Origin of the sequence: Pseudomonas sp. PB106 (assembly GCF_009764645.1) — a bacterium.
GTDB lineage: Bacteria > Pseudomonadota > Gammaproteobacteria > Pseudomonadales > Pseudomonadaceae > Aquipseudomonas.
The window spans coordinates 45149-59877 of sequence record NZ_RWIM01000174.1 but is presented as its reverse complement, the minus strand read 5'-3'; the positions used below and the strand labels follow the sequence as shown (position 1 = coordinate 59877).

The 14729-nt window shown below is 60.2% G+C and carries 16 protein-coding genes; 9 read left to right on the top strand and 7 right to left on the bottom strand.

What is annotated here, in order from left to right:
- Positions 1 to 248: 248 nt before the first annotated feature.
- The 4 genes from EJA71_RS22620 (at position 249) to ntrC (ending at position 4128) form a co-directional block, all read left to right on the top strand.
- A complete protein-coding gene (locus EJA71_RS22620) occupies positions 249 to 761 on the top strand; it encodes a DUF4124 domain-containing protein (RefSeq protein WP_158959734.1) in 513 nt (170 codons plus the stop codon).
- Positions 758 to 1378, top strand: coding sequence for a DUF4124 domain-containing protein (locus EJA71_RS22615; RefSeq protein ID WP_158959733.1), 621 nt, complete (start codon positions 758 to 760; stop codon positions 1376 to 1378). Before EJA71_RS22620 ends, EJA71_RS22615 begins: the two co-directional genes overlap by 4 nt.
- Before the next feature lie 231 nt (positions 1379 to 1609).
- Complete coding sequence (gene glnL / locus EJA71_RS22610) at positions 1610 to 2695, top strand: nitrogen regulation protein NR(II) (RefSeq protein WP_158959732.1); 1086 nt, start codon at positions 1610 to 1612, stop codon at positions 2693 to 2695.
- Positions 2692 to 4128, top strand: a complete 1437-nt coding sequence (ntrC, locus tag EJA71_RS22605; protein WP_008080565.1) for a nitrogen regulation protein NR(I) — start codon at positions 2692 to 2694, stop codon at positions 4126 to 4128. The genes glnL and ntrC overlap by 4 nt, the downstream gene beginning before the upstream one ends.
- Before the next feature lie 505 nt (positions 4129 to 4633).
- On the opposite strand, the gene EJA71_RS22600 is transcribed toward ntrC, so the two are convergent.
- Positions 4634 to 5074 (bottom strand): hypothetical protein, encoded by a 441-nt coding sequence (locus EJA71_RS22600; protein ID WP_158959731.1) that lies wholly within the window; start codon positions 5072 to 5074, stop codon positions 4634 to 4636.
- On the opposite strand from EJA71_RS22600, the gene EJA71_RS22595 reads away from it, so the two are divergent.
- Positions 5073 to 5528 carry a tRNA (cytidine(34)-2'-O)-methyltransferase gene (locus EJA71_RS22595; protein WP_158959730.1) on the top strand — a complete coding sequence of 152 codons (456 nt, stop codon included), beginning with the start codon at positions 5073 to 5075 and terminating at the stop codon, positions 5526 to 5528. The two genes, EJA71_RS22600 and EJA71_RS22595, sit on opposite strands and share 2 nt — an antisense overlap.
- A 181-nt stretch (positions 5529 to 5709) precedes the next feature.
- Here the strand turns inward: EJA71_RS22595 and secB are convergent, their stop codons facing one another.
- Genes secB through EJA71_RS22580 form a run of 3 tightly spaced genes read right to left on the bottom strand, consistent with a single transcriptional unit; the run spans position 5710 to position 6922 of the window.
- Positions 5710 to 6195 carry a protein-export chaperone SecB gene (gene secB, locus EJA71_RS22590; protein ID WP_064117041.1) on the bottom strand — a complete coding sequence of 162 codons (486 nt, stop codon included), beginning with the start codon at positions 6193 to 6195 and terminating at the stop codon, positions 5710 to 5712.
- Between the two features lie 57 nt (positions 6196 to 6252).
- Positions 6253 to 6507, bottom strand: coding sequence for a glutaredoxin 3 (grxC, locus tag EJA71_RS22585; RefSeq protein ID WP_008080561.1), 255 nt, complete (start codon positions 6505 to 6507; stop codon positions 6253 to 6255).
- 1 nt (position 6508) lies between these two features.
- Positions 6509 to 6922, bottom strand: a complete 414-nt coding sequence (locus EJA71_RS22580; protein ID WP_016986346.1) for a rhodanese-like domain-containing protein — start codon at positions 6920 to 6922, stop codon at positions 6509 to 6511.
- A gap of 153 nt (positions 6923 to 7075) precedes the next feature.
- Between EJA71_RS22580 and gpmI the strand changes: the two genes are divergently transcribed.
- The 4 genes from gpmI to EJA71_RS22560 all read left to right on the top strand — a co-directional run bounded on the left by gpmI (position 7076) and on the right by EJA71_RS22560 (position 12275).
- Positions 7076 to 8605: a 2,3-bisphosphoglycerate-independent phosphoglycerate mutase gene (gene gpmI / locus EJA71_RS22575; RefSeq protein ID WP_158959729.1), complete on the top strand. Its 1530-nt coding sequence runs from the start codon at positions 7076 to 7078 to the stop codon at positions 8603 to 8605.
- 253 nt (positions 8606 to 8858) lie between these two features.
- Entirely contained in the window at positions 8859 to 10145 is a 1287-nt protein-coding gene (locus EJA71_RS22570) for a murein hydrolase activator EnvC (protein ID WP_158959728.1), read from the top strand.
- Positions 10146 to 10176: 31 nt separating this feature from the next.
- A complete protein-coding gene (locus tag EJA71_RS22565) occupies positions 10177 to 11496 on the top strand; it encodes a S41 family peptidase (RefSeq protein WP_158959727.1) in 1320 nt (439 codons plus the stop codon).
- Positions 11497 to 11498: 2 nt separating this feature from the next.
- Entirely contained in the window at positions 11499 to 12275 is a 777-nt protein-coding gene (locus tag EJA71_RS22560; protein WP_158959726.1) for a divergent polysaccharide deacetylase family protein, read from the top strand.
- Positions 12276 to 12358: 83 nt separating this feature from the next.
- Here EJA71_RS22560 and EJA71_RS22555 read toward each other — a convergent pair whose 3' ends face one another.
- The 3 genes from EJA71_RS22555 to hisA all read right to left on the bottom strand — a co-directional run bounded on the left by EJA71_RS22555 (position 12359) and on the right by hisA (position 14714).
- Entirely contained in the window at positions 12359 to 13114 is a 756-nt protein-coding gene (locus tag EJA71_RS22555; protein ID WP_158959725.1) for an ABC transporter substrate-binding protein, read from the bottom strand.
- Positions 13115 to 13196: 82 nt separating this feature from the next.
- On the bottom strand, positions 13197 to 13967 hold the full coding sequence (gene hisF / locus EJA71_RS22550; RefSeq protein WP_158959724.1) for an imidazole glycerol phosphate synthase subunit HisF: 771 nt from the start codon (positions 13965 to 13967) through the stop codon (positions 13197 to 13199).
- 9 nt (positions 13968 to 13976) lie between these two features.
- Entirely contained in the window at positions 13977 to 14714 is a 738-nt protein-coding gene (hisA, locus tag EJA71_RS22545; RefSeq protein ID WP_003220753.1) for a 1-(5-phosphoribosyl)-5-[(5-phosphoribosylamino)methylideneamino]imidazole-4-carboxamide isomerase, read from the bottom strand.
- Positions 14715 to 14729 lie beyond the last annotated feature (15 nt).

Genomic DNA, 14729 nt, shown 5'->3' with positions numbered 1-14729 from the left:
CGCAGCCTTCGGCAGCTCCTACATCGATCCCTGTAGGAGCTGCCGAAGGCTGCGATCTTTTGGCTGATCGTTCCCACGCTCCGCGTCACTGGACGCGGAGTGTCCCTTGAGGCGTTCCCACGCAGAACGTGTGAACGATCAACAGGGGGATTTTGATGTCTGAATGATCTCTGGATGTGTGCAGGGTTGGGCCAACCGCCGCGTCTGTCCTATGCTGCACCCCATCGCTTTCAATCCCGGTCGATTTCATGGGTCGCACCTTTCTCTCCATTCTGCTGCTGATCGCCCTGCCCGCCGTCGCGCAGATCTACAAGTACACCGATGCCAACGGCAACACGGTGTACAGCGATCACTCGCCAGACGGTGTGCAGGCGCAGCCAGTGGAGCTGCCGCCGCTCAACCGTGTCGAGCCTCAGGCGCCCAGCGCACCACCCGCGCCCGAAGCCGACAACCGTGAGCCTGCGCGCAACGCCTACGACATTCTCGAACTGGCCGGCCTGCCAACGGAAGAAGCCCTGCGCGCCAATAACGGCACGTTCACCGTCCAAGTGCTGATCAAGCCGCGCCTGCAACCGCCGCATCAATTGAGACTGGTCCTAGATGACATGCCCTATGGCCAGCCGAGCAACGTGCCGATTCTGCAGTTAGTTAACGTTGACCGCGGCGAGCATCGACTTGCAGTGCAGGTGATTGACGGTCAGACGATCATCCAGCAGAGCCCGCCAGTCCCTCTCAGCGTGCAACGGGTGCACACACCATGATCCGCGCGTGGCTGTTCGTTCTGTCGGCGCTGATGTCGCTGCACGCTGCGGCAGAGGTTTTCACCTACACCAATGCGCAAGGCAATCGCGTCTACACCGATCAACCGCGCGGCAACGCCAAACGCGTGCCGATCGCCACCAGCAATCGCATGTCGGCCAACCCCACCGCCGCTGCGCCGATCACCACGGCGAAAAAATCCGTTGTACAGCCGCTTTTCCACTACGACATGCTGCGCATTCTGGTGCCCGAGCCCGATGCAACCATTCGCAGCAGCGCTGGTGAAATCATCGTCAGCGTCACCAGCGAACCCGGCCTGCAACGCGGCCACCGTTATCGCCTGCTGCTGGATGGCCAAGCCACGGGTGAACCAGGGCTGAGCCCGGTCTTCCCGCTGAACAATATTGATCGAGGCAGCCACAACCTTTCGGTGGAAATCCTCGACGCTGAAGGCCGCACGGTCGAACGCACCGCCAACCAGCCCTTCCACATGCTGCGCATCTCCCTCGCGCAGAAACGCCAGGTCAAACCCTGCGTCGCCGAAGACGGCGTGCGGCCCGAATGTCCGCTGAAAGACAAGCCCGAAGAACCGAAAAGCCCCTTCCTGCGTTTCTTCTAACGCCGTTCAGCTTTGCGCACTATATTGGTGCAATAGGTTGCACCGTACTCAGATTCCAACCCATTTTGGTTCGAAACTTCCCGTTCGTGCTGGCCGACTGCCACGCAAACGAGCGTCAAACGCCTGTTTCAGGCGATGAACGCTTCTTTTCGGAGCCTTGGTTTGGTTTTTGCATTTTCCGTTCACCGACGCTTGCTTGTTGCGCACGCTCCGCCCCCAAAAGAGGCTCCGATGACTATTAGCGACGCAATCCACCGTTTGCTGCTCGACAATCTGACCACCGCCACCATTCTGCTCGACGCCGAATTGCGCCTTGAGTACATGAACCCGGCGGCGGAGATGCTGCTCGCCATCAGCGGGCAGCGTAGCCATGGGCAGTTCATCAGCGAGCTGTTCACCGAATCCACCGAGGCACTGAATTCCCTGCGCCAGGCCGTGGAACAGGCGCATCCGTTTACCAAACGCGAAGCGATGCTCACCGCCCTCACCGGCCAGACCCTGACCGTGGATTACGCGGTGACGCCAATCCTCAGCAATGGCGCGACCATGCTCCTGCTCGAGGTTCATCCGCGTGACCGTTTGCTGCGGATCACCAAGGAAGAGGCGCAACTCTCCAAGCAGGAAACCAGCAAAATGCTGGTGCGCGGCCTCGCCCATGAGATCAAGAATCCGCTCGGCGGCATTCGTGGCGCTGCGCAACTGCTGGCCCGCGAGCTGCCGGAAGACAGCTTGCGCGACTACACCAACGTGATCATTGAAGAGGCGGATCGCCTGCGCAATCTGGTCGACCGCATGCTCGGTTCGAACAAACTGCCGTCGCTGGCGATGTGTAACGTCCATGAAGTGCTGGAGCGCGTCTGCCATCTGGTCGAAGCCGAAAGTCAGGGCTGCATCACCTTGGTGCGCGATTACGACCCGAGCATTCCCGACGTCCTGATCGACCGCGAACAAATGATTCAGGCGGTGTTGAACATCGTGCGCAACGCGATGCAGGCGATCAGCAGCCAGAACGAGCTGCGTTTGGGCCGCATCAGCCTGCGCACCCGCGCCATGCGCCAGTTCACCATCGGCCACATCCGCCATCGTCTGGTGACCAAGATCGAGATCATCGACAACGGTCCCGGGATCCCGGCGGAACTTCAGGAAACCATTTTCTTTCCCATGGTCAGCGGACGCCCGGACGGTACCGGGCTCGGTCTGGCCATTACCCAGAACATCATCAGCCAGCACCAGGGTCTGATCGAGTGTGACAGCCATCCAGGCCACACCACGTTCTCGATCTTTCTGCCACTGGAACAAGGAGCCACATCGACATGAGCCGTAGTGAAACCGTGTGGATCGTCGATGACGACCGTTCTATCCGTTGGGTTCTGGAAAAGGCCTTGCAGCAGGAAGGCATGACCACCCAGAGCTTCGACAGCGCTGATGGCGTGATGAGTCGTCTGGCCCGTCAGCAACCTGACGTGATCATTTCCGACATTCGTATGCCAGGTGCCAGCGGACTCGACCTGTTGGCGCGCATTCGCGAGCAGCACCCACGGTTGCCGGTCATCATCATGACCGCTCACTCCGATCTGGACAGCGCGGTCGCCTCCTATCAGGGCGGCGCGTTCGAGTACCTGCCAAAGCCGTTCGACGTCGATGAGGCAGTGTCGCTGGTCAAGCGTGCCAATCAGCACGCGCAAGAGCAGCAAGGCCTGGAAGTCGTGCCGGCGCTGACCCGCACCCCGGAAATCATCGGCGAAGCGCCGGCGATGCAGGAAGTGTTTCGCGCCATCGGCCGCTTGAGCCACTCCAACATCACCGTGCTCATCAACGGCGAATCCGGCACCGGTAAAGAACTGGTCGCCCACGCCCTGCACCGCCACAGCCCGCGCGCGGCCTCGCCGTTTATCGCGTTGAACATGGCGGCGATCCCCAAGGATCTGATGGAGTCCGAGCTGTTCGGCCATGAGAAAGGTGCGTTCACCGGCGCAGCCAACCTGCGTCGCGGCCGTTTCGAACAGGCTGATGGCGGCACGCTGTTCCTCGATGAAATCGGCGACATGCCGGCAGATACGCAAACCCGTTTGCTTCGGGTTCTGGCCGATGGCGAGTTCTATCGCGTGGGCGGGCATGTGCCGGTCAAGGTCGATGTGCGCATCATCGCCGCGACACACCAGAATCTGGAAACCTTGGTGCACGCCGGGAAATTCCGTGAGGACTTGTTCCATCGCCTCAATGTGATCCGCATTCACATCCCGCGCCTGTCGGACCGTCGCGAAGACATCCCGACCCTGGCCAAGCACTTCCTCAGCCGCGCCGCGCAAGAACTGGCGGTGGAGCCGAAGCTGCTGAAAAGCGAGACCGAGGAGTACCTGAAGAACCTGCCGTGGGGCGGCAACGTGCGTCAGCTGGAGAACACGTGCCGCTGGATCACGGTGATGGCGTCCGGGCGCGAAGTGCACATCAGCGACCTGCCGCCAGAGCTGCTGAACCTGCCGCAAGATTCGGCGCCGGTGACCAACTGGGAACAGGCGCTGCGCCAGTGGGCCGATCAGGCTCTGGCGCGCGGTCAGTCGAGCCTGCTCGACAGCGCCGTGCCAGCGTTTGAGCGGATCATGATCGAGACGGCGCTGAAGCACACCGCCGGGCGTCGCCGTGATGCAGCGGTGTTGCTGGGTTGGGGGCGAAATACCCTGACGCGCAAGATCAAGGAATTGGGAATGAAGGTTGATGGTGCGGATGATGATGAGGGGGATGAGGGTTAACTCGGCACTCTAGTCGTCGGCGAAAAGATCGCAGCCTGCGGCAGCTCCTACATTGAACCCGTGTAGGAGCTGCCGCAGGCTGCGATCTTTTTGTTTGCGTGCACCGCCAAAAGGCACGGCGACCCGCAATCGGGCATAACAACCTGATCAAAAAACACCCAAGCAGAACTCGAAAAACAACCATCAAAAACCAGGAAAGCCCCGAATCCCGGGGCTTTCGCGTTTCTCATCAGCTTTTTTGTTTCAACAGATTAAAACCTGGCACGCCCCCTGCAATACCTCTTACAGGTGATTCGTTTCACCACCCGTTTCGGGGACCTTGGTACAGGCAGGCCGGGGATTCCCCTCTTTACATCGGGCTCACACCGCCACGCGGCGAGCTCACCCTTTTGGGGCTCTTGGTACAGGCAGGCCGGGGGTTCCCTCTTTACACCGGACCGACGCGTCACGCGAAGTCCACCCCGTTTTGGGAACCCTGATACAGGCAGGTCAGGGATTCCCGCTTTTATTGCTCACGGAGATGGATCTCCAGCCGCCAGCGGTCATCAACCTTGCTGCCGGCCCAGTCCCCCTGCAGCGGCCGCGCTGCCAGCACCGTCAGCAACAACCCCCCATCACTCGCTCGCGTACGCCAATTGACGTCTTTACCGTTGAGCTTGAGCTGGCCCTTTTGCGCCGGCCCTTCAGCCTGAAACAGCAGCGCCACCGTGCCGTCGATGATTTCGCCGTGCAGCTTGGGTTCGTTGTTGAACCACACCACCAACCCCTGCTCCGTCACCTCGACTTGTTGCAGCACAGTCGGATCCGGCGTGGTCAGGCGGCCGATCATCAAGCCGATCATTACACCGACAATCGCCAGCGAAGCGATCACGCGCGGGAATAGTTTCGAACGGTTGTCCACAGGCGGCGTAGAATGCCGCTCATCTTTACCTTCGGAGCCGTGCATGTTTCACGTCATCCTTTTTCAACCAGAAATTCCGCCGAATACCGGCAACGTTATCAGGCTGTGCGCCAACAGCGGCTGCCACCTGCATTTGATCGAACCGCTGGGCTTCGAGATGGACGACAAGCGCTTGCGCCGTGCCGGTCTCGACTACCACGAATATGCCACGCTGCAACGCCACGCCGACCTCGCCAGTTGCCTGGAGAGCATCGGCAACCCTCGGGTGTTTGCGTTCACCACCAAAGGCTCGCGGCCGTTTCATGATGCCGCGTTCGTCCCGGCCGATGCGTTCATCTTCGGCCCGGAAAGCCGTGGCCTGCCGCCGGAAGTGCTCGACGCTTTGCCGGCGGAACAGCGTCTGCGCCTGCCGATGCGCGAAGGCTGCCGCAGCCTGAACCTGTCCAACACCGTCGCGGTCGCCGTGTACGAAGCCTGGCGCCAGAACGACTTCAAGTAAAACCACACCTGATCGTTCCCACGCTCTGCGTGGGAATGCAACCCGTGACGCTCCGCGTCACTGGACGCGGAGCGTCCCCAGAGGCATTCCCACGCGGAGCGTAGGAACGATCAGCCACGAGTATTTCAGCCCAAGAAAAAAGCGCCCGTTACGGCGCTTTTTTCGTTGTCGCTCAGACCGTTTACTGAACGGTTGGCGTCTCGCCGCTTTCCTGCATGCGCTGCAATTCTTGCGCGTACAGAGCGTCGAAGTTCACCGGGGCCAGCATCAGTGCCGGGAACGAACCACGGGTCACCAGGCTGTCCAGGGTTTCGCGGGCGTACGGGAACAGGATGTTCGGGCAGAACGCACCCAGCGTGTGGCTCATCGAAGCCGCGTCGAGGTTCTTGATCAGGAAGATACCGGCCTGCTGCACTTCAGCGATGAAGGCCACTTCTTCACCGTTTTTCACGGTAACGGACAGGGTCAGCACGACTTCGAAGAAATCACCTTCCAGCGCTTTCTGGCGAGTGTTCAGATCCAGCGCAACCGCCGGATCCCACTGCTGGCGGAAGATCGCCGGGCTTTTCGGGGCTTCAAAGGACAGGTCGCGTACATAGATGCGCTGCAAGGAGAATTGCGGTGCGGTTTCTTCTTCGCTGGCTGCAGTGTTCTGTTGGTCAGTCATCTCAGATCCTTATCGATCTTGGGTCTTTTAGGGAGTGCTGTACGTGGGTGCAGCCGTTCAGGCCTTGAGCAGCGCGTCGAGCTTGCCGGCACGCTCCAGGGCATACAAATCGTCACAACCGCCGATGTGCTTGCTGCCGATCCAGATCTGCGGCACGGACGTGCGTCCGGCTTTCTGGGCCATTTCGGCGCGCACCTGCGGCTTGCCATCGACCTTGATCTCTTTGAACGCCACGCCTTTGTTCTCGAGCAGGTACTTGGCTCGCGAGCAATAAGGGCAGTAATCGCTGGAGTAGACGATGACTTCGCTCATATCACTTCACCAACGGCAGGTTGTCGCCTTTCCAGCTGGAAATCCCGCCGGACAGCTTGGCGGCGGTGAAGCCGGATTTCATCAGTTCGCGGGCGTGGGTGCCAGCGGTCTGGCCCAAGGCGTCGACCAGAATAATGGTCTTGGCCTTGTGTTTTTCCAGCTCCGCAACGCGTGCAGCCAGTTTGTCCTGGGGAATGTTCACCGCGCCAACGATGTGGCCAGCAGCGAAATCCTTGGCCGGACGGATGTCCACCACCACGCCTGCATCTTTATTGACCAGCGCGGTCAGCTCGCCGGTGCTCAGGCTTTTACCGCCGCCCTGCATCGTGTGCGCCAGCAGCAGAGCCAGCAGTACGACGAAGATACCGACAAGAATGTAGTGGTTAGTGGCAAATTCAATCAGGTGAGCAACCATCGAAGGAGGTTCCAGGGCGTTAAAATGTCGGCCAGTATACACAGCCACTATGGTCGGCCAAACCCCGTCCGGCGGTGACGCGGTCGGAACTTAGCTTTAAACTCCAACTCCCTTTTCCATCGCCCTCTTCTTTATTAGCCACGAGTGGATTCCATGACGACTACGCCTAAACCTTTGGTCCTGATGATTCTCGACGGCTTCGGTCACAGCGACAGCCCCGAATCCAACGCCGTTTTCGCGGCGAAGAAGCCTGTTCTTGATCGCCTGTGGGCCACCGTGCCGAACGGCTTGATCTCGGGCAGCGGCATGGACGTCGGCCTGCCGGACGGCCAGATGGGCAACTCTGAAGTCGGTCACATGAACCTCGGCGCCGGTCGCGTGGTATATCAGGACTTCACTCGCGTGACCAAGTCGATCCGCGACGGCGAATTCTTCGAGAACCCGACCATTTGCGCCGCTGTAGATAAAGCTGTGGCCGCCGGCAAAGCCGTGCACTTCATGGGCCTGTTGTCCGATGGCGGCGTGCACAGCCACCAGGATCACCTGATCGCCATGGCCGAACTGGCCTACAAACGCGGCGCTGAAAAAATCTACCTGCATGCCTTCCTTGATGGCCGCGACACGCCGCCGAAAAGTGCCACTTCGTCGATCGAACTGCTCGACGCGACCTTCCAGGCACTCGGCAAGGGCCGCATCGCCAGCATCATCGGTCGTTACTTCGCCATGGACCGTGACAACCGTTGGGATCGCGTCGCCCAGGCCTACAACCTGATCGTCGACGGCGTCAGCGAATTCAACGCCGCCACCGCCCAGGAAGGTCTGGATGCTGCCTACGCGCGCGGCGAGAGCGACGAATTCGTCAAAGCCACGACCATTGGCGAGCCGGTGAAAGTCGAAGACGGCGACGCCGTGGTGTTCATGAACTTCCGCGCCGACCGTGCCCGCGAGCTGACTCGCGTGTTTGTCGAAGACGATTTCAAGGAATTCGAGCGCGCTCGCCAGCCGAAACTGGCCGGGTTCGTCATGCTGACCCAATACGCGGCAAGCATTCCAGCACCGTCGGCGTTCGCGGCAGGCAGCCTGGAAAACGTCCTCGGTGACTATCTCGCGAAGAACGGCAAGACTCAGTTGCGTATCGCCGAAACCGAAAAATATGCCCACGTGACCTTCTTCTTCTCCGGCGGCCGTGAAGAACCGTTCCCGGGCGAAGAGCGCATCCTGATCCCGTCGCCGAAGGTCGCCACCTACGACTTGCAGCCGGAAATGAGCGCGCCTGAGGTTACTGATCGCATCGTCGAGGCGATCGAAAACCAGCGATACGACGTGATCGTAGTCAACTACGCCAACGGTGACATGGTCGGTCACAGCGGTGTGTTCGACGCGGCAGTGAAAGCGGTTGAATGCCTCGACACCTGCGTCGGTCGCATCGTCGAAGCCCTGGAAAAGGTCGGCGGCGAAGCGCTGATCACTGCTGACCACGGCAACGTCGAAAAAATGGCCGATGAAGAAACCCATCAGGCGCACACTGCGCACACCACCGAGCCGGTGCCGTTCATTTATGTCGGTAAACGTGATCTGAAAGTCCGTGAAGGCGGCGTGCTGGCGGATGTGGCGCCGACCATGCTGAAACTGCTGGGTCTGGAAAAACCTGCGGAAATGACGGGTACTTCGATTCTGGTCTGACCCGAATCCAGAAAACACCGCAAAACCCTGTGGGAGCTGGCTTGCCAGCGATAGCAATCTGACAGCCAACATCTATGTTGAATGTGCAGATGCCATCGCTGGCAAGCCAGCTCCCACAGTGGTTTATGGAGTTTTCGAAATGGAATCGGGTCTATTGCTAGCTCCAGTTATCACACAGCCCCAATTGGGCGTTTTTTTTGCAGCCTCGGGCGGGCATACTAGGCCGTCCCTTACCCTGGTGCCGCCCGCCTCTATGCTCCGCGTCCTGATCGCCCTCGCTCTGACCTGCCTGCTCCAACCGGCCTTCGCTGACGAGCGCGCGCAAACCCAACAGCAGTTGGACGCCACGCGTCAGGACATTGCCGAGCTGAAGAAGCTGCTGAGCAAGGTCCAGGAAGAAAAGTCCGGCGTACAGAAAGAGCTCAAGGGCACTGAAACCGAGCTGGCCAAGCTGCAGAAGCAGGTCGACGCGTTGCAGAAAGAACTGCAGAAAAGCGAATCCGAGCTCCAACGACTCGATGCAGAGAAAAAAAAACTCCAGAGCGCGCGCACTGAACAGCAGCGACTGATCGCCATTCAGGCTCGAGCGGCTTATCAGAACGGTCGGCAGGAATACCTCAAGCTGCTGCTCAACCAGCAGAATCCAGAGAAATTCGCCCGCACCCTCACCTATTACGATTACCTGAGCCAGGCTCGCCTGGAGCAGTTGAAAAACTTCAACGAAACCCTGCGCCAATTGGCCAATGTCGAAAAAGACATTGCCGCCCAGCAAGCACAATTGCTGGTGCAGAAAAGCAGCCTCGATACCCAGCGTGACGAACTGGAAAATGTCCGCAAGGAACGCCAGCAAGTCCTCGCCAAGCTCAACGATGACGTGAAAGCCCGCGACCAGAAACTGGCTGCGCGCGAGCAGGATCAGGCAGACCTGTCTAAAGTCCTTAAAACCATTGAAGAAACCCTGGCCCGCCAGGCTCGTGAGGCAGAAGAAGCGCGGCAGAAAGCGCTGATCGCCCAGCAGGAAGCGGAAAAAAAGCGCTTGCGTGAGGCGCAGGCTGAAAACAGCGACGCCCCACGAAAACCCGCCCGATCCACTCCCGGCGCGCTCGTCTCCAGCAGCGGCGAGACCTTCGGTGGCCCTTTTGCTGCAACCCGGGGAAAACTTCCTTGGCCGGTTGATGGTCGACTACTGGCGCGCTACGGCGAAACCCGTGGCGACGACGCCCGGACCAAGTGGGACGGCGTGATGATCAGCGCCTCCGCCGGCAGCCAGGTGCATGCCGTACACGGCGGTCGCGTGGTGTTCGCCGACTGGTTGCGTGGCGCCGGACTGCTGGTGATCCTCGATCACGGCAACGGTTTTCTGAGTCTTTACGGTCACAACCAGACGCTGCTCAAGTCGGCTGGGGACGTGGTTAAAGCCGGTGAGTCGATCTCCACTGTCGGTACCAGTGGCGGTCAGGACACACCAGCGCTGTATTTCGCAATTCGTCAGCAGGGTCACCCGAGTGATCCGGCGCAATGGTGTCGTGCGCAAGGATAAGCACGGCATCTAATTCAGGAGTTCGTTCGACATGCTGCATTTGTCCCGCCTTACCTCGCTGGCCCTGACGATCGCTCTGGTGATCGGCGCGCCTCTGGCGTTCGCCGCGCAACCAGCCCCGGCCGTCGCTCCGGCAGGCACTGCCGCGACCTCCAAGGCGCCGCTGCCACTGGAAGAGTTGCGCACCTTCGCCGAGGTCATGGACCGGATCAAAGCCGCGTACGTCGAGCCGGTTGACGACAAGACCCTGCTGGAAAACGCGATCAAGGGCATGCTCAGCAACCTTGATCCGCACTCGGCCTACCTCGGCCCGGAAGATTTCACCGAGCTGCAGGAAAGCACCAGCGGTGAATTCGGCGGTCTGGGTATCGAAGTCGGCGCCGAAGACGGCTTCATCAAAGTGGTCTCGCCAATCGACGACACCCCAGCATCGAAGGCCGGCATTCAGGCCGGCGATTTCATCGTCAAGATCAACGGCCAGCCGACTCGTGGCCAGACCATGACCGAAGCCGTCGACAAGATGCGCGGCAAGATCGGCCAGAAAATCACATTGACCCTGGTTCGCGATGGCGGCACGCCGTTCGACGTAACCCTGGCGCGCGCAGTGATTCAGGTGAAGAGCGTCAAGGCGCAATTGCTGGAAACCGGCTATGCGTATATCCGCATCACCCAGTTCCAGGTCAAGACCGGCGAAGAGGTTTCCAAGGCCCTGGCCAAGCTGCGCAAGGACAACGGCAAGAAACTCAACGGCATCATTCTCGACCTGCGCAACAACCCGGGCGGTGTTCTGCAGGCGGCGGTGGAAGTGGTCGACCACTTCATCACCAAAGGTCTGATCGTTTACACCAAGGGCCGCATCGCCAACTCCGAACTGCGCTTCTCGGCCACCGGCAAAGACGAAAGCGAAGCGGTGCCGATGGTGGTGTTGATCAACGGTGGCAGCGCCTCGGCCTCGGAAATCGTCGCCGGCGCCCTGCAGGATCAGAAGCGCGCCGTGGTCATGGGCACCACCAGTTTCGGCAAGGGCTCGGTACAAACCGTGCTGCCGCTGAACAACGACCGCGCGCTGAAGATCACCACCGCGCTGTACTTCACGCCGAATGGCCGCTCGATTCAGGCGCAAGGCATCGTCCCGGATATCGAAGTGCGCAAGGCCAAGATCACCAGCGAGGCCGACAGCGATTACTTCAAGGAAGCCGACCTGCAAGGTCACTTGGGCAATGGCAACGGCGGCGCGGACAAACCAACCGGTTCCGGCGCCAAGGCCAAAGCGATGCCGCAGGATGACGATTACCAGTTGGCCCAGGCCCTGAGCCTGCTCAAAGGGCTGAGCATTACGTCCGGCCGTTGAGGATGTCTTTGCGTTTCGTCTTCGTTCTGTTGTGCTGTCTGGCGGGTGCTGCTCACGCAGAGCCCGCCAGCCCAAAGCCACACAAAGCCTACCTGACACTGATCATCGATGACCTGGGGCAGAACCTGCCCCGGGATCGCCGCGTGCTAGCCCTGCCGGGCCCGGTGACCACGGCGATCATGCCTGACACCCCGCACGCCACCGAATTTGCCCGCGAAGCCCATCGCGCCGGCAAGATCGTCATCCTGCACATGCCCATGGACCCGGCCACCGGGCCCTACGCCTGGCACCCGGAACTGCCGATCGAAGAACTGCAAAAACGCCTCGACGCTGCATTCAAAATGGTCCCCTACACCGCTGGCATCAATAACCACATGGGCAGCCGCATGACTGCGCAACCCGTGGCGATGGCGTGGTTGATGGGCGAGTTGCAGCGCCGGCACAAGTTCTTCGTCGACAGCCGCACCAGTGCGCAGACCGTTGCTGCGCAGCAGGCGCAGAAGATCGATCTGGCCAGTGTTTCGAGGGATGTGTTTCTCGATGACGAGCGTACCGAGGCGGCGATCTCCACCCAGTTGCAGACGGCGATCAGCCTGGCGCACAAGCAGGGCTCGGCGGTGATGATCGGCCATCCGTATCCGCAGACGTTGGCGGTGCTGGAGCGAGAACTGCCGAAGCTGAAGGCTCAGGGGATTGAGTGGATCGATATTCGGCAGATGATCAGCGTGCGCAGTAACAAAGCGACTGCGGCTCATGGCAAGGATGGCGTTTACCGCTGAAAGATCGCAGCCTCCGGCAGCTCCTACATTGGCAATGCATTCCCCTGTAGGAGCTGCCGAAGGCTGCGATCTTGTAACAAGCGCTACAAATACCGCCCCATGATGTCATCCACTACACCATCCTTACGCATCTGATCCAGCGCAGCCTGTAGTTTCTTCACGGTTTCTTCCGGCACGTCCTTGTTCAGCGCCAGATACAACTCCGCGCTGTTGAAGCGCAACACAGTCTTCAACCCCGTCACGCCATCCTGCCGCGCCAGATAGCGCCCGGCCGGGTCACCCGTGGCCCACAAATCAATTTGCCCATTGACCAGCTTCTTGGCGTTGTCCTGATCGCGCAACACCACTACCGGCTTCAAGCCTTGTTTGGTCAGCGTCTCGGCAATCGCATCACCCTTGTACGCGCCGATCTTGTATTTGCGCGCGTCATTGAGGGTTTCCAGGGTGATCTTGCTGTCGGCCTTGGCCAGCAGGATCCAGTCATCCGGGCCAATCGGGCCGACCCATTTGAAGAGTTTTTCGCGATCCGGCAGGCGCGCCATCACAAAGGCGCCGTAGCCAGGATTTTCCAAGGCGAGTTTGTAGACGCGTTCCCAAGGGAAACGCAGGGTCAGGCTATAAGTGATGCCGGCGCGCTGGAACATCTCGCGAACGATGTCGGTGGCAATGCCGTTGATGTTTTCGCCTTGGGCGAAATTCTTGCCGTTCTTCGCCATGTTATACGGCGGGAAGTTTTCGGTAAGGAGCACCAGATCGGTGTCGGGACTGGTTTCGGCGCGGGCCGTGTTGATGAGCAACAGAGAGGCGCTGGCAAGAACTAGAAGCAGGCGTTTGATCATGTTGGGCTACCGAAATCCATGGCGTGCCCAAGAGTGCCTTGGGTGCGCCATGGTGTCCACTGGCCTGTATCGATTTTGACGCTTAACGCATCACGATGCCGCGTTTGGCCATGTAGGCCTTGGCTTCCTGCACGGTGTATTCGCCGAAGTGGAAAATACTCGCCGCGAGAACTGCGCTGGCGTGGCCTTCGAGAATGCCGTCCGCCAAGTGCTGCAAGTTGCCGACACCGCCGGAAGCGATTACCGGAATCCCCAGCGCGTCGCTGATCGCACGGGTCACACCGAGGTCGAAGCCGTTTTTCATGCCGTCCTGATCCATGCTGGTCAGCAGGATTTCACCGGCACCGAGGTTTTCCATTTTCTTCGCCCACTCGACGGCGTCCAGGCCGGTTGGCTTGCGCCCGCCGTGGGTGAAGATTTCCCAGCGCGGGGTTTCGCCCGGGCCGGAAACCTTTTTGGCGTCAATGGCGACGACGATGCACTGCGAGCCGAAATGCTGCGCCGCTTCACCGACGAACTCCGGGTTAAACACGGCTGCGGTGTTGATCGACACCTTGTCCGCGCCGGCATTCAGCAGATTGCGAATGTCCTGCACGGTACGCACGCCACCGCCGACGGTCAGCGGGATGAACACCTGGCTGGCCATGCGCTCGACGGTATGCAGCGTAGTGTCGCGGCCATCGACGCTGGCGGTGATGTCGAGGAAGGTAATCTCGTCGGCACCCTGCTCGTCATAGCGACGGGCGATTTCCACCGGGTCACCGGCGTCGCGGATGTTTTCGAACTTCACACCTTTGACGACCCGGCCGTTGTCCACGTCCAGGCAAGGGATGATGCGTTTGGCCAGCGCCATGGTCAGTCCTCAGCCTTGGTACGAATCGCAGAAAGCTTGCGCTTCAGCGACGTCGAGGGTGCCTTCGTAGATCGCCCGGCCAGTGATGGCGCCGATGATGCCTGGCGCTTTGGCGTCGAGCAGCGACTTGATGTCACCCAGATTGTGGATACCGCCGGAAGCGATCACCGGAATCTTGGTGGCAGCGGCCAGTGCAGCGGTGAACGGCACGTTGCAGCCCTGCATCATGCCGTCTTTGGCGATGTCGGTATAAACGATCGAAGACACGCCGTCGGCTTCAAACTGCTTGGCCAGATCGATGACCTGCACGGTGCTGATTTCAGCCCAGCCATCGGTGGCGACGAAACCGTCTTTGGCATCCAGACCAACGATGATCTTGCCCGGGAACGCGCGGCAGGCTTCAGCGACAAACGCCGGATCTTTCACGGCTTTGGTGCCGATGATCACGTAGCTCACGCCAGCCTTGACGTAGTGCTCGATGGTTTCCAGCGAGCGGATGCCGCCGCCGATCTGGATCGGCAAGGTCGGGTAGCGCTTGGCAATCGCGGTAACGACTTCGCCGTTGACTGGCTGGCCTTCAAAAGCGCCGTTCAGGTCGACCAGATGCAGACGGCGGCAACCGCCCTCCACCCACTTGGCAGCCATGCTCACCGGGTCATCGGAGAACACCGTGGAATCTTCCATGCGGCCCTGGCGCAGACGTACGCAGGCACCGTCTTTAAGATCGATAGCGGGAATAATCAGCATCTGGCAAACCTTCAA

What these genes read in the sequence shown, in the direction of transcription:
- EJA71_RS22620 (WP_158959734.1), top strand. Translation starts at nt 249, where the DNA reads ATGGGTCGCACCTTTCTCTCCATTCTGCTGCTGATCGCCCTGCCCGCC.
- EJA71_RS22615 (WP_158959733.1), top strand. Translation starts at nt 758, where the DNA reads ATGATCCGCGCGTGGCTGTTCGTTCTGTCGGCGCTGATGTCGCTGCAC.
- glnL (WP_158959732.1), top strand. Translation starts at nt 1,610, where the DNA reads ATGACTATTAGCGACGCAATCCACCGTTTGCTGCTCGACAATCTGACC.
- ntrC (WP_008080565.1), top strand. Translation starts at nt 2,692, where the DNA reads ATGAGCCGTAGTGAAACCGTGTGGATCGTCGATGACGACCGTTCTATC.
- EJA71_RS22595 (WP_158959730.1), top strand. Translation starts at nt 5,073, where the DNA reads ATGTTTCACGTCATCCTTTTTCAACCAGAAATTCCGCCGAATACCGGC.
- EJA71_RS22600 (WP_158959731.1), bottom strand. Translation starts at nt 5,074, where the DNA reads ATGCACGGCTCCGAAGGTAAAGATGAGCGGCATTCTACGCCGCCTGTG.
- secB (WP_064117041.1), bottom strand. Translation starts at nt 6,195, where the DNA reads ATGACTGACCAACAGAACACTGCAGCCAGCGAAGAAGAAACCGCACCG.
- grxC (WP_008080561.1), bottom strand. Translation starts at nt 6,507, where the DNA reads ATGAGCGAAGTCATCGTCTACTCCAGCGATTACTGCCCTTATTGCTCG.
- EJA71_RS22580 (WP_016986346.1), bottom strand. Translation starts at nt 6,922, where the DNA reads ATGGTTGCTCACCTGATTGAATTTGCCACTAACCACTACATTCTTGTC.
- gpmI (WP_158959729.1), top strand. Translation starts at nt 7,076, where the DNA reads ATGACGACTACGCCTAAACCTTTGGTCCTGATGATTCTCGACGGCTTC.
- EJA71_RS22570 (WP_158959728.1), top strand. Translation starts at nt 8,859, where the DNA reads ATGCTCCGCGTCCTGATCGCCCTCGCTCTGACCTGCCTGCTCCAACCG.
- EJA71_RS22565 (WP_158959727.1), top strand. Translation starts at nt 10,177, where the DNA reads ATGCTGCATTTGTCCCGCCTTACCTCGCTGGCCCTGACGATCGCTCTG.
- EJA71_RS22560 (WP_158959726.1), top strand. Translation starts at nt 11,499, where the DNA reads ATGTCTTTGCGTTTCGTCTTCGTTCTGTTGTGCTGTCTGGCGGGTGCT.
- EJA71_RS22555 (WP_158959725.1), bottom strand. Translation starts at nt 13,114, where the DNA reads ATGATCAAACGCCTGCTTCTAGTTCTTGCCAGCGCCTCTCTGTTGCTC.
- hisF (WP_158959724.1), bottom strand. Translation starts at nt 13,967, where the DNA reads ATGGCGCTGGCCAAACGCATCATCCCTTGCCTGGACGTGGACAACGGC.
- hisA (WP_003220753.1), bottom strand. Translation starts at nt 14,714, where the DNA reads ATGCTGATTATTCCCGCTATCGATCTTAAAGACGGTGCCTGCGTACGT.